Origin of the sequence: Jonesia quinghaiensis DSM 15701 (genome assembly GCF_000423205.1) — a bacterium.
Classification (GTDB): domain Bacteria; phylum Actinomycetota; class Actinomycetes; order Actinomycetales; family Cellulomonadaceae; genus Jonesia; species Jonesia quinghaiensis.
The window spans coordinates 54059-74918 of the sequence record NZ_AUHN01000006.1; the positions used below are offsets into that span (position 1 = coordinate 54059).

Annotated in this window: 14 protein-coding genes and 2 tRNA genes; 11 read left to right on the forward strand and 5 right to left on the reverse strand. The window is 55.9% G+C overall.

The window, feature by feature from the left end:
• The first annotated feature begins 135 nt into the window (after positions 1 to 135).
• Entirely contained in the window at positions 136 to 675 is a 540-nt protein-coding gene (locus tag G538_RS0105650; RefSeq protein ID WP_425402179.1) for a M48 metallopeptidase family protein, read from the forward strand.
• A 73-nt stretch (positions 676 to 748) separates the two neighbouring features.
• On the opposite strand, the gene G538_RS0105655 is transcribed toward G538_RS0105650, so the two are convergent.
• Complete coding sequence (locus G538_RS0105655) at positions 749 to 2290, reverse strand: zinc-dependent metalloprotease (RefSeq protein ID WP_029068561.1); 1542 nt, start codon at positions 2288 to 2290, stop codon at positions 749 to 751.
• Between the two features lie 81 nt (positions 2291 to 2371).
• On the opposite strand from G538_RS0105655, the gene G538_RS15275 reads away from it, so the two are divergent.
• Together G538_RS15275 and G538_RS0105665 are read left to right on the forward strand one after the other, a co-directional pair.
• Entirely contained in the window at positions 2372 to 3493 is a 1122-nt protein-coding gene (locus G538_RS15275; protein ID WP_051196617.1) for a Rossmann-fold NAD(P)-binding domain-containing protein, read from the forward strand.
• 78 nt (positions 3494 to 3571) lie between these two features.
• A complete protein-coding gene (locus tag G538_RS0105665) occupies positions 3572 to 4648 on the forward strand; it encodes a YlbL family protein (RefSeq protein ID WP_029068562.1) in 1077 nt (358 codons plus the stop codon).
• A 59-nt stretch (positions 4649 to 4707) separates the two neighbouring features.
• Here G538_RS0105665 and G538_RS0105670 read toward each other — a convergent pair whose 3' ends face one another.
• Positions 4708 to 5280: a PPA1309 family protein gene (locus G538_RS0105670; protein ID WP_029068563.1), complete on the reverse strand. Its 573-nt coding sequence runs from the start codon at positions 5278 to 5280 to the stop codon at positions 4708 to 4710.
• Between the two features lie 154 nt (positions 5281 to 5434).
• Between G538_RS0105670 and G538_RS0105680 the strand changes: the two genes are divergently transcribed.
• The 8 genes from G538_RS0105680 to G538_RS0105715 all read left to right on the forward strand — a co-directional run bounded on the left by G538_RS0105680 (position 5435) and on the right by G538_RS0105715 (position 12917).
• Complete coding sequence (locus G538_RS0105680; RefSeq protein WP_029068564.1) at positions 5435 to 8509, forward strand: UPF0182 family membrane protein; 3075 nt, start codon at positions 5435 to 5437, stop codon at positions 8507 to 8509.
• A 204-nt stretch (positions 8510 to 8713) separates the two neighbouring features.
• Positions 8714 to 9712, forward strand: coding sequence for an aldose 1-epimerase (locus G538_RS0105685; RefSeq protein WP_035833441.1), 999 nt, complete (start codon positions 8714 to 8716; stop codon positions 9710 to 9712).
• A 111-nt stretch (positions 9713 to 9823) separates the two neighbouring features.
• Positions 9824 to 9897 (forward strand) — tRNA-Met (locus G538_RS0105690).
• A 59-nt stretch (positions 9898 to 9956) separates the two neighbouring features.
• A tRNA-Met gene (locus G538_RS0105695) sits at positions 9957 to 10033 on the forward strand.
• A 107-nt stretch (positions 10034 to 10140) separates the two neighbouring features.
• On the forward strand, positions 10141 to 10503 hold the full coding sequence (locus tag G538_RS18515; protein WP_169514102.1) for an ArsR/SmtB family transcription factor: 363 nt from the start codon (positions 10141 to 10143) through the stop codon (positions 10501 to 10503).
• Positions 10504 to 10505: 2 nt separating this feature from the next.
• Positions 10506 to 11588 carry a permease gene (locus G538_RS0105705; protein WP_035833443.1) on the forward strand — a complete coding sequence of 361 codons (1083 nt, stop codon included), beginning with the start codon at positions 10506 to 10508 and terminating at the stop codon, positions 11586 to 11588.
• 53 nt (positions 11589 to 11641) lie between these two features.
• Positions 11642 to 11887: a thioredoxin family protein gene (locus G538_RS0105710; RefSeq protein ID WP_029068567.1), complete on the forward strand. Its 246-nt coding sequence runs from the start codon at positions 11642 to 11644 to the stop codon at positions 11885 to 11887.
• Between the two features lie 91 nt (positions 11888 to 11978).
• Entirely contained in the window at positions 11979 to 12917 is a 939-nt protein-coding gene (locus G538_RS0105715) for a glycoside hydrolase family 113 (protein WP_029068568.1), read from the forward strand.
• 61 nt (positions 12918 to 12978) lie between these two features.
• Here G538_RS0105715 and G538_RS0105720 read toward each other — a convergent pair whose 3' ends face one another.
• The 3 genes from G538_RS0105720 to G538_RS15285 form a co-directional block, all read right to left on the reverse strand.
• The gene (locus G538_RS0105720) at positions 12979 to 15801 is read right to left on the reverse strand and encodes a cellulose binding domain-containing protein (RefSeq protein WP_029068569.1); all 2823 of its coding nucleotides are present in this window, start codon (positions 15799 to 15801) and stop codon (positions 12979 to 12981) included.
• Between the two features lie 234 nt (positions 15802 to 16035).
• A complete protein-coding gene (locus G538_RS0105725; RefSeq protein WP_029068570.1) occupies positions 16036 to 18858 on the reverse strand; it encodes a cellulose binding domain-containing protein in 2823 nt (940 codons plus the stop codon).
• A 285-nt stretch (positions 18859 to 19143) separates the two neighbouring features.
• Complete coding sequence (locus G538_RS15285; protein ID WP_035833617.1) at positions 19144 to 20565, reverse strand: glycoside hydrolase family 10 protein; 1422 nt, start codon at positions 20563 to 20565, stop codon at positions 19144 to 19146.
• Between the last annotated feature and the right edge of the window lie 295 nt (positions 20566 to 20860).

Below are 20860 nucleotides of genomic sequence, written 5' to 3' on the forward strand. Positions count from 1 at the left end.
CACAGGTCCGCAGTATTATGCGCGAGAGGTGAGTCCAACAGAGTTTCGTTGCTCACATTTCCCAGACTTTTTCGCTATGGTGTGAGTATGTCAGAACGGGCTCGCCAGGCGCCCGCCAAGGTGGCGGGCTCACAGGTGAGCCCTGAACCCACTATGGATACTGCTGGGCGCGTCGAAGTGCGCCGGTCAGCACGCCGTAAATCGACGGTAAGCGCTTACCGAGAAGGAGACACCACCGTTGTCTCCATCCCCGCCCGATTCACCGCCCGCCAAGAGCGTGAATGGGTAACAAAGATGGTTGCCCGGCTCGACGACAAAGAAGCACGCCGCCGCCCCAGCGATACCGAACTCATGGCTCGTGCCCAGGAACTCAGTGCCCAATACCTTGACGGAAAAGCTCAACCAACGTCAGTTCGGTGGGTAGACAATCAAGAACGCCGTTGGGGATCTTGCACAATGCCAGAGGCCAGCATCAGGATCTCCCGAAGAGTGCGAGGCCTACCGGCGTGGGTGATCGACTACGTGCTGCTCCACGAACTCGGACACATTATTGTCCCAACCCACGGCCCAGAATTTTGGGAACTCATGGCCAGATACCCGCGAACTGACAGAGCACAAGGCTTCCTAGAGGGGCTATCGTTTGCTCAGGACACAGCGCACTCACCAGACGAATAACAACCAACGGAGCGTTCCTCACCGTGTGTAATGCGGTGAGGAACGCTCCGTTGGTTGTTGTCGCATGGATTTGTTAACGATCTGATGGGCTTTCAGACGAGGGAGCGTCACCCTGATCATCATCAGGAGCATCATCGGAGTGAGAATCAGAAGAGGACTCGCCAGCGTTCCGCTCCGCTTCACTGAAAATCTCAGCTAACGCCGCATCAAGATCACTCATCGATTCACTGGTGTTCTCACGGCCCGATAAGAACCCTGCAGGGTCATCAAGATCCACAGCAGTGGGTAGTAAGTCGGGGTGTTCCCACACGTTCTCACGCTCGTCCAACCCACGGTCACGGGTGATTGCAGCCCATAACGCTGCCGCATCACGCAAACGCCGCGGGCGCAGTTCCAGCCCAATGAGCGCAGCGAAAGTTTGCTCAGCAGGCCCACCTGCCGCGCGCCTACGCCGGATCATCTCACTCAGTGCAATAGTTCCCGGCAGGTGAGGAAGAGCTGCCGCTGTGACAACCTCATCAACCCATCCTTCAATGAGTGCAAGAGTTGTTTCCAAACGGCCAAGGGTTTCCTGCTGCTCTGGTGTGGACTGAATGCTAAACACCCCAGAACCAAGAGCTTCCTGCAAAGCCTCAGTGTTCGTTGGATCAATATCCCGCATTGAACCTTCCAACGCATCCATATCAATCGTGATGCCACGCGCATAAGCATTGATCAGGCCATACACATGGGATTGCAACCACGGCACGTGAGCAAACAACCTAGCATGCGCACTCTCACGCAACGCTAAGAACAAACGAACTTCATCAACTGGAACATCCAGTCCTTCAGCAAAATGCTCAATATTTGCAGGCAACAGCGCAGTCACACGTTCAGACGTCAACGGAACACCGATATCGCCCGTACCAAAAACCTCACGAGACAACGTCCCTGCCGCAGTACCAACCTGCATACCAAACACCGCGGCACCAATCTGATGCATCAACTTCTCCGGAGTGAAGCCACCTTCCCCCAACAAACCGCTCATCGAATCAGGCATCCCTGGAACTCCAGAGATTTGGAAAGCAATCGGATCAGACTGGCCATCAGAGGTGTCCGGTAAAGAATCCTTCAAAATCTTCGCCAACGCATCGGCCACAGAACGTGCAATCGGCTCAGCAAGCGACTGCCACGCAGGTAGCGTCAACTCCACCCACTGAGAACGATCCAGGGCCTTCGCCTGGGACCCTGAGGGGCCAAACGACGTCGCAGCATCAAGCCATAACTCAGCAACACTCAACGCCTGCGTCACAGCCCGCTCCTGTGCGGGAACAATAGAGGGATCACCCTGGGAACGCGCAGCCTGCCGCGCAACATCATGGGCAACATCAGAATTCACCGCGCCACCAGAAGAGTTCTCCAACATGCGGCGCACTTGATCAAGCAAAGGCGCCAACGCTGCTGGATCCTGCGGCAAACCGGACAACGGCATCGACGAGGGATCAATACCCCGCTCGCGCATCTCGCGAATAACATCATCAGCCTGATCGCCTAGGAAAGACCGTAACATCTCTTCCCACTGCGCCGATGGATTGTCGTCGGGGGTGCCGGGATTTCCGGGAGGGTTAGAACTCATGGGGTCTCCAAGGACGCAGATGACGGACAATGCCTAGACTTAACCGTAGCGACTTTTCTTCACCAGCGGGGGGCCAACACGTTGCCTGACCAAACAGTTCACTCACAGCGCACGACTGACCACACTCATACGGTCATCGGCGTTGTCGGTGATGCGCCAACCGCACGGGCCGTCCGCAACGCACTCAACGCCACCGCCATCGCAGAACACGTCATGACAGCCCACCGGTTCGCCGGATTCGATGCAGTGGTAGTCGCGGCATACTCCGCAGACTTCGGTACACGCCAACTCCGCGACGCCGAAACCCGAGCCCATGACCTGCGAGATCGCGCTTTCCGTGACGTTTACGACGCAGCTGTGTGCGGCGTCGAAAGAATCGTTATTTTGTCCTCAGCAATGATGTACGGCACGTCACTACACCACCCCAGTACGCCCCCAGACACAACCCGCCACCCCGTACTGCCACCCCAACAACGCACAGACACTCGCTACGAAGACACCTCACCCATTGCCCCACCCGTCACCGGATTCGCCGGAGACATCGCGATATACGAAGAAGCCTTCACCCAAGCATATGAATCACTGCCTCAGGGCATTGCGCGACCTCGGGTGACAATATTGCGCCCCGCAGCACTTGCCGGTGGTGACACAGATACTTTGGTGACCCGCCACTTCGAAGCCCCTCGACTGCTGGTGATTAAAGGAGTGCCACGCCGCTGGCAGTTCTGCCACGTTGATGACCTCGCAGCGGCAGTCAGCGCTGCAGTAGAGCACCGCCTGGATGGAGCACTAACAGTCGGCGCTGTGACGCGAGATGCTCAGGGGCACCACCCCGATGAAGCAACCAGCAGCGACGTTGCGCGCCGCTCTGGACATCGGCTCATCGAATTATCTGAGGCTGCCGCATTTGGAACAGCAGAACGCCTCCACCGAGTTGGTGTGCTCCCGGCTCCCTCCAGTGATCTTTCCTTTGCGGTGTACCCGTGGGTTGTGTACCCGCAACGGCTTCTCGATGTTGGGTGGCGTCCGCGCTACACGACACTTGATTGCGTTGACACCATTACCGCTCAGGTGCGTGGCCGGTTGGGGGTGGGTGGTCGCCGGTTTGCCGGGCGAGATGCGGCTGCCTTGGGTGCAGCGGGAGCTGCTGTAGCAGCTTTGGCGACCGCTGCGATCTGGAAGCAAGCCAGAGGTGGACGGTAGGCAGTAGGCGGGACATTGTGGGCAGGTATCTCGGTATGCGCACAGGAAACACCCAGTCAGGTGGGATAGAACGGTGGGGTGAGTCAGAACCAGCCAGATGCCCGCCCCACCTCCCGCCGCAACGTCACGTTCGCTGTGTCCACACTGGTTACCGCCCTGCTGGTGGCGGCGTTGATGTGGGTGCCATCTCCCTACGTTGTGCGCACGCCCGGTCCGACAAAGGACGTGTTGGGTGAGGTGAACTCGCGCCCATTGATTTCGATTTCCGGTGAAGATACCTTCGACCCCAGTGGGGAGTTGCTCCTCACGACTGTCGGGGTTCAAGGTGGCCCCTCTGCTTCCGTCTCATTTGCTCAGGTCATCCAAGGATGGCTAGACCCGAAACGGGCCGTCTATCCCGTGGAAACTGTGTACCCCCCTGAATCAACACAAGAGGAAATCGAGACAGTAAACACGGCCCTGATGGTCACCTCACAGGAGAACGCCACCTACGCCGCGCTGTCTCAATTAGGGTATTCAGTACCAACAACTCTTGCTATTCAAGAGGTTCTTGAAGAATCAGAAGCGACCGGTACTCTGCAGTCCGGTGATGTGTTGGTTTCCCTCAATGGCCAAGCAACTGACACCTATGAGTCATTGGTTGCTCAACTTGATGCAATGGCTGGTGGGGATGAGGTTGACGTTGTTGTGGAGCGAGACGGTGAGCTTGTCTCTGCTCGTTTCCCAACCATTGCCTCGAGCACCTCTGAGGGCGCCCGCCTTGGCCTGACGCTTGACATCACCTTTGATTTTCCCGTGGATGTAGACATTGAGATTGACAACATTGGTGGTCCCAGCGCAGGAATGATCTTCGCGCTGGGGATCATGGACATGATGACGTCAGAAGATGAGCTCAACGGAGAGAAAATTGCGGGCACGGGCACGATGGACACAACCGGTCAGGTTGGGGCCATCGGGGGAATCAGGCAAAAACTGAACGGCGCAGTACGCGATGGAGCGTCCTACTTTTTAGCCCCTGCCAGCAACTGCGAAGAGGTTGTGGGGTACATCCCTGAAGGGCTGGACGTCATTGCTGTCGACACCCTTAGTAGTGCGTGGGACGCAGTCCAAGCTATCGGCGCCGGTGACACCTCTGAATTAACTCGATGCCAATAAAGATGGCCCAGTGTTGGTAACACCAGGCCATCGAAGGTCGCTGCGATATGGGTAACGCACTACACCACGACATCTGCCAGTGTTGATCTCACTGCATCAACGAGTCCTGGAACCAGAGTTGGCCCATGCGCCACGTCAAGGTCATCGTCATTATCACGAGTGCGGATCGCACACCAGGACGGACCAGAGCGCAAAGCGCCTACCGCCATTCGCACATCCTGTCGTTCTGGGTGGGACGTAATGTAGGCAAGCGCAGCGGTGGGATCTTCAGGGATCTCCTCCTCAGCAGTCGGAGGGAGAATGAACCGTTCGGTGACTACTGCGCAACCAGCGACAGTCGGTGGGAAAACAATCGAACCGAGAAGTTCCTCTAACGAATCCACTGCGGGAAGGTTCTCCTGTTCCACCGAGGTGAGATGGTGAGGGTCACGAGCCGCAGCGTCGAGCGCCGATTGGGGGAGTTGGGATGCCACGTCAGGGTCAGCGGCGATGGCATCACGTGTTGAAATTAACGCAAAAAGACGGATGTCACCGTCCCATCCAGCGCGAGCAACATGTCGTTCGATCTCCGACACAGCATCAGCAAGTGCGGCAACGTCTGCAGGCAGGTCAGAGGCATGGGGGCGATTCATAGAACAAGGATGACATGGCGCGAAGAAGTTCGCGTCCTCCGCGCGTCTGACATCTGTGAAGGATCTGTGGGAACCTTTAAGACATGGTCAGAGTTGATCTCTGTGAAGACAATCATCTGACGGTCCACGGATCATCAAGGAGCGAGGAAGCACTGTGGCATTTGCCGCCCAACCACGCAAACAAGCCCCCAAGTCGTCGAGAAAAATAAATCCGCTAGCGGTCACGATCACTGCGGCTGGTGTCCTCATCGCCGCAATTTTCCTTGCCGCTCAATACTGGACTGAGGTTCTCTGGTTCCAGTCGCTGGGTTATCAGCAAATCCTGTTCACAGAGTGGGGCACTCGTATTGTGCTGTTCTCTATTGGGTTCACGTTGATGTCCCTGCCGGTGTATCTTTCCCTATTCTTGGCGTACCGCAATAGGCCCATCTACGCACCATCGACACCTGAGCAGGCGACTCTCGATCAATATCGAGAGGCCATCGAACCGCTACGCAAAGTTGTGATGGTCGGCGCGCCATTGGCCATCGGGTTCTTTGCCGGGTTAGCGTTCCAAGCGCAATGGGACACAGTGCAACTGTGGCTCAATGCCAGCGACTTTGGAGTTACGGACCCAGAGTTCTTCCGTGACTACTCGTTCTACGTCTTTACACTGCCTGTGCTTCGTTTCCTCGCCAACTTCCTCATGGCAATTTTTATTGTCAGCGGAATCGGCGCACTCCTGACTCACTACCTTTACGGTGGAGTGACCTTAGGCATGGAGGGGCGCTCCTCGAGCGCCACGAAGACAGCACGCATCCAACTGTCACTCATTGCAGCTGGTGTCGTCTTAGTGATGGGCGTGAACTACTGGTTGGACCGCTACAGTGTTCTCCTGAAATCGGGAGACCGTTTTGATGGGGCAACCTACGCGGATGTCAACGCTGTCGTCCCGGCAAAAGCCATCATGGCCGGGGTCGCAGTCCTTGTGGCACTCATGTTTATCTTGACAGCTATTCGAGGCAACTGGCGGCTCCCCGCTACCGGTGTGGGCCTGATGATTGTCTCTGCTGTTGCTATTGGAACGGTGTACCCCTCAATAATTGACCGGTTCCAAGTAGACCCCAACCGGCAGCAATTAGAGTCACCATTTATTCAACGCAACATTGACGCTACGCGCTTTGCATTCGGCCTCGATAACATCGAAGTAGAACCCTACGAGGCGAAACAAGTGGCGGAAACTAATGCACTCCGTGAAGATGCTGACACCACAGCGTCAATTCGTCTTCTTGACCCCACGATTGTTAGCCCTTCGTTCAGGCAGTTGCAGCAGCAGCGTGGGTACTACGCTTTCTCCGAAAATCTGTCTGTAGACCGCTATGACATCGACGGGGAAAGCCGGGACACCGTTATCGCAGTGCGTGAACTTGACCTTCGAGGTCTGAGCGACAACCAACGAAACTGGGTCAACGACCACACGGTCTACACGCACGGGTATGGAATTGTTGCTGCCTACGGTAACCAGATTGGTAACGACGGGCGCCCGGCATTCTTTGAGGGGTCTATCCCCACTGAAGGTGCCCTGACAGACATGAATGATGAGCCATACGAACCGCGCATCTACTTCAGCCCACAAGCACCTGAATACTCCATTGTGGGAGCTGAAGAAGGCGCGCAACCTCGCGAACTTGACTACCCCACAGATGACGGCACGGGGCAAGTGAACTACACCTTCCCCACAAGTGAAACAACAGTTGGCCCATCAGTGGGTAATCTGTGGAACAAATTGCTTTACGCGATTCGGTTCCAAGCTGAGCAAATTGTGCTGTCAGACTTGGTCAATGAAGAGTCACAGATCATTTATGAACGTGACCCGGCAGACCGTGTCAAAAAAGTAGCGCCCTTCCTCACCCTAGATAACCGCGTCTACCCTGCAGTGGTCGATGGTCGCGTTGTGTGGATCTTGGACGGTTACACCACAAGCAACGACTTGCCATACTCCACCTCGGAGGCATTGGACGAGGCCACAGCAACAGCAGTGGGCGGCGGAGTGCAAGCACTGCTCCCACAAGAGGTCAACTACATTCGTAACTCTGTGAAAGTCACTGTTGATGCATACAGCGGTGAAGTCACCTTGTACGAATGGGACACACAAGACCCCATTCTCAAGGCGTGGCAGAACGTTTTCCCTGACACGATCAAGCCAATCGATGACATCTCATCGGATCTGATGAGCCACATTCGATACCCAGAAGACCTGTTCAAGGTGCAGCGGACGCTACTAACCCGCTACCACGTGGACACAGCAGAAGAGTTCTTCTCTGGTCAAGACTTCTGGCGAGTACCTGAGGACCCATCAGCAGCGCAAGCCGTCGACGGCTTGCGCCCCGCGCAACCTCCGTACTACTTGACCTTGCAAATGCCAGGTCAGCAGGAGTCTGCGTTCTCATTGTCTACCTCCTTTATCGCAGGTGGCACCAATGACAGAAACGTTCTCACGGGTTACCTTGCAGCAAATGCCGAAGCGGGGAACGTTGCCGGGAAACCAAACGAGGACTTCGGGAAACTCAGGCTCCTTGAGCTACCGCGTGGATCGATTGTTCCTGGTCCAGGACAGGTGCAAAACAACTTCTCCTCAGACTCTGGGATCGCCCAGCAACTCACGTTGCTGAAAAACAACCAGACTGATGTCGTGAACGGTAACCTGCTCACGCTCCCTGTTGGAGGTGGGTTGCTTTACGTGCAACCGGTCTATGTCCAAGCAGCATCTGGTACACAGTTCCCGCTTTTGCGTAAGGTGCTTGTTTCCTTCGGTGACAGGGTAGAAATTGCTGACACTCTCGATGAAGCCTTGGACTCTGTCTTCGGTGGAGAGTCGGGTGCCACCGCCGGTGACGCTGAAGTAGCAGAAGACGACATCGACATCGATGATTCAGCCATTGATGAACCGGCTGCGCCAGGTGGCGCCGATGGTGACGGCGATGGTGAGCAACCAGCAGAGCCAACGCAAGAACCAACGGATTCAACTCCAAGTGAGGAGCCAACGCAGGAGCCAACAGACGCGACACCGCCAGCCGGTGATGCAGACTTGCGTGCCCAACTGGATACAGCACTGCAAGACGCACGCAAAGCCATGGAGGACTCCCAAAAGGCTCTGACAGATGGTGACTTCGCTGCTTACGGTGAAGCCCAGGATCGCCTGCAAGACGCTGTTGAACGAGCGGTTGCTGCTGAAGATGCACTTGAGTAGCACGCGCATCTGACTCACAAGGTCGATGAAGAGGGTGGTCACCGCACATGTGGTGACCACCCTCTTTGCCGTGGGCACACAAGGACACAGGGACGTCTGTCACCGTGAGGTGGTGGGAAAACACGTAGACTTCACAGTGGAAAACACGACTTGCCTGACCATCGGGGCTCAGGTGATAACTCGACAGAAGTGGAACTGCATCAGATGAGCAATGCGTCAACCGACAACACTGTGGTGACCAGTGAGTTGGACTCTCTTCCCACCTATGTACTCACACATGGCGCGAGCGGTTCGCGCGTAGTTATCGCTCGCCGCGGAGCGACTGTCCTATCGTGGGCTGCCCCCTGGAAAGGGGAGATGGGGGACTTCATGGAAGGGTTCATCTCCGAAGAAGACTTCACCGGCCAAGCAGGTATGCGTAACGGTTTGCTCTTCCCCTTCGCCAATAGGCTCCGCGACGCCTCATACACGTGGGATGGCGTCACCTACACAGTGCCGATGCAGTGCGCCGGTGACCCAGAAACCATCCACGGTTTTGTTCGCCTCCACGACTGGGAGCTCGTTGCGTCTGAACTTGACTCTCCAGAAGCGGCGAGACTCACTTTCACGTATTCAATCCGAGAAGGCGAGTACGAGTGGTACCCCTTCTCGCTGGACATTGCAGTGACCTATGAATTGACTGCCACCTCATTGAACGTGTCTTTCGCATACAAGAATGTCGGCACCTCCGATGCCCCCGCGAACTTTGGGTGGCACCCGTACTACAAGATCCCAGGGCACGACGTCATTGATGACCTTGCGCTGCGGGTTCCCGCACACACCCAGGTGGAAACTGATGAAGCCCTCATTCCGCTACCAGGCGACGCTGCGTATTCACCGCTGCCTGGGGAGCTATGGCACGAGACCCTCGAAGATGTTCACTACGACACCGCCTTCGCTGACCTTGTAGCCGACGGCGACGGCATTGTGCGCACCTACCTCACCGAGGGGGACAGGGGCGCAGGGCTCTCCCTGTGGCAAGAACGTGGGACGGTGTTGGTGTACACGGAAGGTAAGTTTCCGCACTACCGTGGCTCCATCGCCATTGAACCAGTTGAGTCAACAACGGATGCGTTTAACCGTGAAGACCGCGATGCAGAGGTGCGTCTAGCGCCTGGTGCAGAGCGGATATTCCGCTTTGGGGCAACGGTTATCGGAGAGTAAACAGGACGCGTTTTCGCTGGTGGTGTGAGTCACAGAGGTGAGGATCACACCGCCAGCGGCTCGTTCTCGATTGATTGCGAAGGCCCAACGTGCCTATAGTGGTCAAGCCGACGCGGGGTGGAGCAGTTCGGTAGCTCGCCGGGCTCATAACCCGGAGGTCGCAGGTTCAAATCCTGTCCCCGCTACGAAAGAGAATTTGTTTGCGGTTCTCTCACGAATGAAAGTTCGTGCTTCAGCAAACTGACGCGGGGTGGAGCAGTTCGGTAGCTCGCCGGGCTCATAACCCGGAGGTCGCAGGTTCAAATCCTGTCCCCGCTACCACCTCAAAAGGGCCGAGAGATTTTCTCTCGGCCCTTTTGCGTGCTCCGATGCAGGGATGGGGACCTACGTCCCCCCGATCGCCATACCCCCGGGCGTATGCTTCAAAAATGGTTGTATCAAAATCTGTTGAAGTGTTTGTGGCCTCGGCAGCGACACTGCAAGCGATAGCTGATCCAGTTCGCCTATCACTCCTCGCGCAGCTCAATGAGGCCGAGAGTAAGTGCGTGTGTGACCTGCAAACCGAACCCCCTATTGCGCAGAACCTTTTGAGCTACCACCTCAAGGTCCTCAAAGAAGCAGGACTCATTAGCGCCACGAAACGGGGGAGGTGGATTGACTACTCGCTCGCCCCAGAAGCACTCGATCGTTTGAGAACTTGCCTTCCGGGTTTGGGTGAGCAAAGCACCGCGCGACGATACATCCAGTTATCGGAAGACTCTCAGAACCTTAATCAGAGTGTGGGCCAATAATCATGGTCCGCCACACTGTCCAACGATTACCGATCGCTGTGCGCCTTGTCCTCCTGGCCCTTGGGGCAGTTGCTCTTTACACATTCAACGAACAGGTGTGGGACGCAGCGTTTGACCTTGCAGGCTGGAACTACAACGGTATGGGTTTTGTGCCAGCGGCCCACTTTTTCTTGTATGACACCGCGAAAATATTCCTCCTGCTCACCGCGATAGTTTTCGCAGTTGGCCTACTACGCGCATCGTTGAACACAGACCGAGTCCGTGACTGGCTAGAAGGTAAAGGATTAGTCGTTGGGCTACTCCTCGCTATCGTGCTTGGCGTCGTTACCCCATTTTGTTCCTGTTCCTCAATCCCGCTATTCATCGGCTTTGTGGCTGCAGGAATCCCGTTATCAATCACGTTGACGTTTCTCATCGCCTCCCCTCTGGTCTCAGAAATCGCTGCTGTTCTCATTGCGACCCACTTTGGGTGGCAGATCGCCGTGGCTTACGTTATGGCCGGGGCTACCATTGCGTTTGTTATCGGGTTGACCCTGTCTCGCTTTCACCTGGAGCCACTCCTGGAACCGCTCGTCACACGGCGTCCGGCTCCGGTCTCACAAGTGAGCGTGCCTGCGGAAACAGTCATAGGGGCGAGCGCAACGAAAATCGCACAGCCACGGGTGACCTGGGCTCTGCGCACCACCATGGCTTGGGATGATGTCAGAGACATTGTGGGCAAAGTATGGCCTTGGATCATCGTGGGAGTAGGGATCGGGGCAGCAATTCACGGCTGGGTTCCTGGGAACTTCTTTGCTCACATAGCAGGGGCTGACAATATCTTTGCAGTCCCGCTGGTGTCGCTTGCTGCTGTTCCGTTGTATGCCAATGGTGGTGCAGTTATTCCCATCGCCGAAGCGCTCTGGGTTAAAGGACTACCAGTAGGCACAATGTTGGCCTTCATCATGAGTGCGATTGCTCTGTCAATACCAGAAGCCATCATGCTCCGGAGGGTCATGAAGCCGCGACTTCTTGCCATCTTTTTCGGTTCAGTAACCCTCGGGATCATCGTGACCGGATACTTCTTCAATCTTGTTTTTTCGTGATCAGCTACCTGTCTGATACTCCAATCCGCAACACCGTGAAAGGGCAACAAACCATGATGACACTCACCGTACTTGGCCCAGGATGCGCTAACTGCACCAAGCTAGAAAAAGAAGTGCACAAAGCCGTGGCCGCAGCAGGAATCGAAGCAAACATCAAGAAAATCACTGACTACACGGACATCGCAGCAGCCGGTGTCACCGCAACACCGGGACTAATGATTAACGGCGAGGTTGTGGTAACCGGGCGAGTACCGCGTGCTGGAGAGATTGAGGAACTGATGACACGGTACAGTGGATGAAGCTCGTAGCCGCGCACGGGCGTCAATAATCACACATCAGAAGCGTCTACCGACCAACGGTAGGCGCTCACCGTGCGCACAAGGAGTATCAATGCACCTGCCATACATCGCAGGCATGACCTGGGGCTGGACTGGAATCCGCGGAACGTGGGGCACACGTGAGGCGCAAGAATCAATGCAACTCATGGAGCAACGCCTTGCCGTGAACTGGACGGCCATCACCTTCGCTGCCCTCCAAGCCACCCCGCAATCCACTCACATCCCTTTTAGCGACGAGCCCACAGTCACCGATGATGAGGTTCGTACAGCTATTGACCGAGCCCACGCACTTGGGCTCAGTGTGTGCCTTAAACCAGTGGTCAATGTGGCCGATGGAACGTGGCGGGCACACATCAATTTCTTTGAACACGATGTTCCCTGTGAACCCACCTGGGGGCAATGGTTCGCTAGTTACACCCAATTCATTGTTCACTACGCCAAAATCGCCCAGGAAACCGGGTGTGCGATGTTTAGTGTGGGCTGCGAAATGGTCAACGCTGACCGCAGAGCTGAAGAATGGCGTGAACTGATCCGCGCAGTCCGGGAGGTCTACACCGGCTCGATCACCTATAACTGCGACAAGTATCAAGAAAGCAACGTGACGTGGTGGGACGCTGTTGATGTCATCTCTTCCTCTGGCTACTACCCGCTTGGCACCTGGGATGATCAACTCGACCGCATCGAGGCAGTGGTGACCCGTGAAAAGAAACCCTTCTTCTTTATGGAAGCGGGATGCCCGTCACGCGAAGGTTCACAACACCTGCCAAATGACTGGAACCTCGTGGGCGAACCGTCAGGTGAAGCGCAAGTTGACTGGTACCGGGAAGCGTTTACCAGCACAGCATCGAGAGAGTGGGTTCGCGGTTTTATGCTGTGGGACTGGCCCGCCACGTTGTATGCAGAAAGCGATGCTCTGACCAATGACGATTACTGCATGTTCGGAAAACCGGCGGAAGCAGTAGTGCGTGAATTTTTCCAGCAACACTCCTGACGTTGATATGACAAAGGTGGCCGCGCCATAACGCGCGGCCACCTCGTTGCATAACTAACCTCTAGTCAGCTAACGCGCACGTCACGCCATTGAGCGAAAATGACGTGGGTGGGGTGTTCTTCGAGGTGTATGCCCCGTTGAACCCAAATTCCACGCTGCCGCCCGCAGGGATCGTTGCATTCCAACCAGAGTTCTTGAGCACAACATTGCTCCCTGACAGAGTCTGAGTTGCTGACCACACGGAACTGATGGTCTGCCCGGAAGGGTAAGTGAACGCCAACGTCCAGCCGTTAATGGGGCTGGGGGAGGTGTTAGTGATGGTTACTGCCCCAGTGAAGCCGCTGCCCCAGTCTGTGGTGGAATAGCGAACCATGCATGAACTGGTATTCCCTGGAGAAGTGTTCCCCACGTCAGGTGCGGTTCCAGATCCACTTCCTGTTCCCGGCTCTGAAGGTTCGCCCGTATCAGTGGACCCGCCAGTGTTGTCGTCGCTGTCAGGGGTTTCAGGCGCCGGTGTGGCCCCTGTATTTCCCGATGCGCTGCCGCTATCTTGACCAGAGGTCGGGGTAGTGGAGGAATCACCAACGATAATGCCGCGACCGTTGGTACCAATGTAGACGCGCCCTTCGACGTCTGGGTCACCTGTGATTGATGCTCCCGTCCAGTACCACTGGTTTTGGTCGTCGTTGATGCGTTTCCAGGTCTTGCCTTCATCGTCAGACCGGAAAATTCCACGAACTCCACCAATCTTGGCGGATGTGAAAATCACCGGGTATCCGCTGCTACTGGTTGCTTTACCGAAACCAACGGCATCACCTTCCTGAACTCCAGATACCTTGGTCCAATTCTTCCCGCCATCAGTGGAACGCCACATCCCATAGGTGCTTCCCGATACTCCACCAGCTAGCCAGAGATGACCTTGGCGGCCCGGCACCGCACGGAAACGAACATTTCCACTGGTGGGAAACCCCGTGAAAGCTGACGCCGTGAATGAAGCCCCACCGTTTGTGGAGTGATAGAACTTTCCGTCAGCGAAGCCGTAAAGAGTATTAGCGTTGACTCGGTCTGATGCGACCTGGGCATTCTGAGGAAGCCCGCTCACCGTTGACCACGAGGAGCCACTGTTGGTGGAACGTCGAGGAGTGGCACCTTCAGGAGCCCACACAATGGATGAACCATTGGCTGACACAGTGATGGAGCCGGGGCCTTTAACACCTGATGGTGTGGCACCAGGTTTCCACGTTTCGCCAGCATCGGTAGAAACACCAACCCATGAGGTGGTTTCCCCAGAAATAGACTTACCTGCACGCACGACAGTTGCAGGTTTGCTTTCGGCGAAGTCAATGGAGGTCACGGTGTCATGGTGTGGGTTCTTGTAGTAGTACTTATTGGGCACCTGAGAGATATCTTTGTGAGTGAACCCGCCGATATCTGCCAGCGCTGAGTACAGGTCAACGTTTCCAGGAGGAGCGGCAAGGTCTTGGGCTGCGGTCTCTTCGATCCCTTGTGCCTTGACAGTGATGTCGACTTTTTTGCCCTTATCCCAGTTAGTTAGGTTCGTTCCGCCATAGATGCCTGCGCCGGTGCCATAGAAAAAGCGGTCGGAGTTATGCGGATCAATCTCGAACGACTGGGTCATCCACCCCAGCTTGGGGTTAGCTTCAGGCTCTTTGGCAGTATTGCCAAAGTCGAGCCAGGGAGCCCCTGAGTAATCGTGGTTGTACCGTTTTGTACGCGGCTGTGAACCGTTCAGTTCCCAGATAGGCGACCACGTTTTCCCCCGGTCGGTGGAGCGATACACATACATGTCAGGCCACCAAGACACTTGGGAAACAACCATGATGGTGTCAGGGTTTTTGCGGTCAATGGCTAAACCGGAGTACCCGAACGCTGAATTCGACGAGGTTGAGGGAATTGGGCTGATTCGAGTCCACTGGCCACTGGAAATATCTAGGCGCCACACATCCCCCTTCGACCCGTCATACGGGCCACCAGTATCTGAGGTCGCGATGTAGAGTTGCTGACCTTTATGGTCAAGCACTCCCTTTTGCGCAAGGAATCCGGTGGGTTGTCCAGGGACCCGTTGCCATGTTGCCCCGCCATCGGTAGAGCGATAAACGTTGTTCTGCTTGTCTGCTACACCCACGTAGATCGTTTGCGTTGTCTGACCAGCTTTCGCTGACGTGGGGTCAAAAGTTACCCACACAACACCTTGGTTTTGCCCGGTGTACGCACCAGAAGCATCGGCGACGTAGTTCCCGGCATTGGGGAAGCTCGTCACTTTGCCCCAGGTTTTCCCGTAGTCAGTTGACTTCCATAGCCCGTTACCCGATTCTGCACCAAAGTACAGGACTTTATTATTGTTGGGGTCAACGGCGAGCCGTTCTCCCATCCCGCGACCCGGCATATTGCCTCCCACACGGAACGGCAGCATCGTCTTTTCCCAGGTCTCGCCTTTGTCCGCGGAACGCAAAATAGCACCGTTTTGTGGATCCCAGTCCATGGAGTACGTGCCCGCTGCAAGGTACACACGGTTGGTATCAACAGGGTCAGTGGCCAAGGACAGAATCCCGGAGTGGCTCCAGTCGTCCCACCCAATATGGTCGGTAAGAGGGATCCAACGACCGGTGGAGTCATTGAGCCGGTACGCTCCACCAATATCTGTGCGGGCATACACCAAGCCTGGGTCTTTCTGGTTAAAGACAATTCCAGGGACAAAACCGCCGCCCACAATCTCCACGTTTGACCAGCTATAGCCGGAAGGTGACGATGAGAAAGAGGGCGGTGCAGTTACTTGCATGGGGGTTGATGTGGCAGCGATGCCACCGGCAGTAGTGGCGAGCAGCGCAGTTAGTGCTGTGGCCACCACGGTTCGTAAACGCATCCGCGTCACTCCTTGGTTGGTCTGTTTGTTCGGTGTGGCAGGGGGTGTGGGCTGTGGGGGTGAAAGGTCAGCGTCTCGACATCGTACGGCGTTTTACCTGATCAGAGAGTGGGGACCGGCACTCCTGCCCACTGTGATGGGGGGATGGCGCGATGCCCGCCTCACCTTGTGTGGACAAGATGGGGCGGGCATCGTAATAACGAGATGTGACACCTTGGTGGGGCCGCCTACGTTTTATTGAGTGGTGCAGGTGGTGCCATTGAGGGTGAAGGACTCCGGTGGAGTGTTCGTGCCGGTGTGTGATCCGTTAAATCCGATCTGCACCGACTGCCCAGGGCTGATAGTGGCATTCCACGCTGCGTTACCGAGCGCGACTGAAGGTCCAGCCGAGTCGAGATCCGCTGACCACACATTGGTGATCTGTTGGCCAGCAGGGTAGTCAAACTCTAGGAGCCACCCGGTGATGGTTTCTTCTGAGGTGTTCTTGACCCCGATGGAGGCGGTGAATCCGCTGTTCCACTCGTTGGTTGAGTAGGTCACTGCGCAGCTGGAAGGCCCCGGTCCGGGATCCGTTGGATCTGTTGGGTCCGTTGGATCTGTTGGATCTGTTGGGTCCGTTGGATCTGTTGGGTCAGTCGGGTCCGTTGGATCTGTTGGGTCAGTCGGGTCCGTTGGATCTGTTGGGTCAGTCGGGTCGGTGGGTTCTTCTCCGCCGCCCGTGCCATCGCCAGGAGTGTAGTCGTCAACATCTCCCACGACTATGCCGCGCCCATTTGTGCCAATGTAGACGCGCCCTTCAACATCTGGGTCACCGGTGATCGATGCTCCCGTCCAGTACCACTGGTTTTGGTCATCATTGATGCGGTGCCACGTCGCACCTTCATCGTCTGAGCGGAAAATTCCGCGTTCACCACCAATTTTTGACGAGGTGTAAATGACTGGGTAGTCGCTGCCTTCCGCAGCTTTACCGAATCCGATGGAGTCACCTTCGTCGACTCCAGTGAGCTGAGACCATGTTTTCCCACCATCAGTGGAACGCCACATGCCGTAGGTTTCTCCAGATTTTCCACCTGCTAGCCAGATGTGCCCCTCGTGCCCTGGGACGGCGCGGAAGCGCACGTTTCCTTCAGCGGGGAATCCGGTTTCTGCCGATGCCGTGAAAGTTGCCCCACCATTGGTTGAGTAGTAGAACCTGCCGTTAGCGAACCCGTACAGGGAGTTGGGGTTTTCTCGGTCTGAGGCGACACGGGCTTCTTGCGGCAATCCGCTCACTGAGCTCCAGGTGGAGCCGAGCGTTGTGGAACGGCGAACTGGCGCACCTTCAGGCGCCCACAAAATGACAGACGCGTCTGAGTTGAGGGCTACGGTTCCAGGTCCAGTGACATCGGCTGGTTTGTTTCCAGCGAACCATGATTCTCCGCTTGACGTTGAAACCCCGATCCAGGATTCTGTCTCGCTGGAGATGGACTTCCCGGCGCGCACCACCGTGGCTGGTTTGTCTTCCGCGAAGTCGATGGAGGAAACGGTGTCATGCTTGGGTTGTGCGTAGTTGAAGGTGCTAGGAACAGTGGAAATATCTGTGTGGGCGAACCCGCCGATGTCACCAAGCGCAGAGTACAGTTCAACATCCCCTGGAGGAGCTGCGAGGTCTTGTACTGATGTTTCTTCAATACCTTGCGCCTTAACGGTGATGTTGACTTTCCCGCCGTTATCCCAGTCGGTGAGGTTTGTTCCGCCGTAGATTCCGCCGCCAGTGCCGTAGTAGAACCGGTCAGAGTTGTGCGGGTCAATCTCGAAGGACTGGGTCATCCACCCAAGCTTGGGGTTTGCTTCTGGCGGCTCAGCTGTCTGAGCGAAATCGAGCCACGGGGCGCCAGAGTAGTCGTGGGTGTAACGCACCAGTCGGTTCGGGTAGTTATCGAATTCCCAAATGGGTGACCAGGTTTCCCCACGATCAGTGGACCGGTAAATGTACATATCGGGCCACCAGGAAATTTGCGAGTTCACCATGATGGTGTCAGGGTCATTTCGATCAATGGTGAGCCCGGAGTATCCGAAGGACGCTTCTTCGCTTGTGGAGGAGATGGGGCTAATTTCATGCCATTCGCCACTTGCAACGTCGAGACGCCATACGTCACCTTTTGACCCGTCGTAGGGGCCGCCAGTGTCCGAGGTGGCGATGTATAGTTGCTGACCCTCGTGGTCAAGCACCCCTTTTTGCGCCAAGTAACCTGTGGGTTGTCCGGGGACGCGTTCCCAGGTGCTGCCACCGTCAGTGGAACGGTACACATTGTTGTCTTTGTCCGCCACACCAACATAGATAGTTTGGGTGGTTTCACCAGCGGCGCTCGATGTCGGGTCGAAGGTCACCCACACGACGCCTTGGTTGTCGGCGGTGTAGTCATAGCTGGGATCTTGAATATAGTTTCCGGGGTTAGGGAAGCTGGTCACTTCATTCCAGGTTTTCCCGTAGTCGGTTGATTTCCACAGTCCGTTGCCGGACTCCGCCCCGTAGTAGAGGACTTTGTTGTTGTTAGGATCAACGGCGAGGCGTTCACCCATTCCCCGGCCCGGCATGTTTCCGCCAACTTTGAACGGAAGTAACGTCTTGTCCCACGTTTCACCGCGATCTGACGACCTTAAGATCGCACCATTCTGTGGGTCCCAATCCATGGTGTAAGTTCCCGCGGCGAGATACACGCGATCGGGGTCTACGGGGTCGGTAGCCAGCGACAGAATCCCGGAGTGGCTCCACTCATCCCACCCAAGGTGGTCTGTCAATGGTTTCCACCGTTGTGACTCTTCATCGAGGCGGTAGGCGCCGCCGATGTCTGTGCGTGCGTAGACAAGCCCTGGTTCGGTTTGGTTGAAGATGATGCCGGGTACAAACCCGCCACCAACAATTTCGACGTTTGCCCAGTTATAGCCAGATGGGGAGGTGCCGTTGGTGTAGGTCGGTGTTGCCGTGAGTAGGGGACTGGCTGTTGCGGCGAGTCCGACCCCGCTGGCAGCGAGTGCTGCCGCGGTGACGGTCGCCAAGGCGGTCCTGAGTCGCATCCGCGTCACTCCTTTGTGTTTGAGCGGTTAACCTGGCCAGAGTCCTGATTATTCGCTGAATCAGGTCTCTCACCTGGGGCGACTCTAGCGAAGCGCTTCGATGAATTGCCACCTAGTGAAACGTTTAAGTCGAAGGCGAATTCTTCGCAACCTGCACCCACACCTGCTTTTTTCACCCACGATGCCCGGGAAACTCATGAAGAGCTGCCCGGGCGTCGTGCTTGTGAAGTTTCTGGAGGTTCTCTCAGCAGAAGTCACGTGAGTGCTGGATAGGTGATGATCACCTTAGGTGCACTGTTGCCCGTTCACAGTGAAGTTGCGCAGGGCGGTGCTGGAGTTACCGTTCTTTGTGGTGTTGAAGTTGAAAGAAACGGACTCTCCAGGCTTGATCGTTTTATTGAACGATGTGTTCGACACGCTCAACCGTTGGCCGTTTTGCGTAAACTGGCCAGACCAACCGGTGGCGAGTTTTTGACCGTCAGGCAATGTTGTTTGCAGCGTCCACCCGTCGATTGGTGTGGTGCCTTTGTTCGCGATGACGATGTCAGTGGTGTAGCCCGTTGACCAGTTCGCCCCAACCTTTGCGCTAATGCCGCAGACGAGCCCAGTTGAGCTACCATTCTTCTTCGCACCCATAGCATTAGCGACGGAAGCTAAAGCTGGTTTGGTTGAGTAGTTGTCGTTCCATGGCAGTGCAGCGTTCCAGCCTGGAGAGACCTGGGGGATCCAAGAGTATTTATCAGAAATTCCCCAGATGGTGACACCGGTGCAACGGCTAATTTCCCAGCAGTTTTTCACTACTTGACCGTACTCAGTGGCGTGTGTCTGCAGAGCTTGCTGCGAGGCAGGTAACTGAATGCGAATGTCTAGCTCGGTAATGCGAACGTCAACGCCAAGATCCGCGAAGCGCTGAAGGTTCTGCTTGTTTGATGCGGGTAGTTGACCAACGATCAAGTGTGTTTGGAAGCCTACGCAGTCAATGGGAACGCCGCGTGCTTTGAAGTCCTTGACCATGTTGTAGACCGCTGTGGATTTGGAGTTGATTCCATCAGTGGAGTAGTCGTTGTAGCACAATTTAGCGTTCGGGTCGGCTGCGCGAGCGGTGCGGAAAGCCTCTTCGATCCAGGAGTTGCCCATAACCTTCTGAAGTTCAGACGGGCGGCGGGAACCGTCCCATTCGAAGGCTTCGTTAACGACATCCCATGCTTCGATCTTGCCTTTGTAACGACCTGCAACGCCTTTGATGTGGTCGTTCATTGCTTTACGCATGTCATCACGGTTCGTGATCGACTTGGCCCAAGCTGGCATCTGTGCGTGCCATACGAGTGCGTGTCCGTAGACCTTTTGATTGTTTGCTGCTGCGAAACTCATGATTTCGTCCGCACCATTGAAGGTGAATTGGCCGCGGCGAGGCTCAGTGGCGTCCCACTTCATGTTGTTTTCCGCTGTGACCATGGAAAACTCGCGCTGGGCGATTGCTTTGTACTTTGCGTCAGAGTTCGCGATGTGCGGTGCGTAGGCAAAGCCGAATGTTTTTCCGCTACGAGCTGCTGCATCACGCAGTGGCTCGTAGTCGTGGCCGATTCCTGGTGTTGCTGCGGCTAGCGATGCTTGGGCAAGTGGAGCTTCTTGGGGAAGCGCTTGCGCTGGTTGCGCAAGGAGCGTCAGTGTCGCCGCGAAGGCGACAAGGGCTGTTCTTTTTCGCATGGTTCCTCCGATGTTGGGCGGGGGTGGGATGCGTTGGACGAGTGGCAGGGCTGTCAACTTCCCCTCCACGGTGACGCTAGATCACAGTCCCATAACAATGGTGGTGGGTCAAGAGGTTCACCCTCGGATATGGAGTGAGTAAACGATATATCAGATTTATCTCATGATATAATCAACAACTTTCAAATTCCTCTCTGTTTTTCAAAGGCGCTCGCCACGACGCGGAATCCGCATGTTTATGCTGAAAAAATCATGAAAGCGTCGAAAAGGCGACCGAACGGTTTGGTAAGTGCTA

What these genes read in the sequence shown, in the direction of transcription:
- G538_RS0105710 (WP_029068567.1), top strand. Translation starts at nt 11,642, where the DNA reads ATGATGACACTCACCGTACTTGGCCCAGGATGCGCTAACTGCACCAAG.
- G538_RS0105685 (WP_035833441.1), top strand. Translation starts at nt 8,714, where the DNA reads ATGAGCAATGCGTCAACCGACAACACTGTGGTGACCAGTGAGTTGGAC.
- G538_RS15285 (WP_035833617.1), bottom strand. Translation starts at nt 20,565, where the DNA reads ATGCGAAAAAGAACAGCCCTTGTCGCCTTCGCGGCGACACTGACGCTC.
- G538_RS18515 (WP_169514102.1), top strand. Translation starts at nt 10,141, where the DNA reads ATGGTTGTATCAAAATCTGTTGAAGTGTTTGTGGCCTCGGCAGCGACA.
- G538_RS0105720 (WP_029068569.1), bottom strand. Translation starts at nt 15,801, where the DNA reads ATGCGTTTACGAACCGTGGTGGCCACAGCACTAACTGCGCTGCTCGCC.
- G538_RS0105725 (WP_029068570.1), bottom strand. Translation starts at nt 18,858, where the DNA reads ATGCGACTCAGGACCGCCTTGGCGACCGTCACCGCGGCAGCACTCGCT.
- G538_RS0105670 (WP_029068563.1), bottom strand. Translation starts at nt 5,280, where the DNA reads ATGAATCGCCCCCATGCCTCTGACCTGCCTGCAGACGTTGCCGCACTT.
- G538_RS0105705 (WP_035833443.1), top strand. Translation starts at nt 10,506, where the DNA reads ATGGTCCGCCACACTGTCCAACGATTACCGATCGCTGTGCGCCTTGTC.
- G538_RS0105655 (WP_029068561.1), bottom strand. Translation starts at nt 2,290, where the DNA reads ATGAGTTCTAACCCTCCCGGAAATCCCGGCACCCCCGACGACAATCCA.
- G538_RS0105715 (WP_029068568.1), top strand. Translation starts at nt 11,979, where the DNA reads ATGCACCTGCCATACATCGCAGGCATGACCTGGGGCTGGACTGGAATC.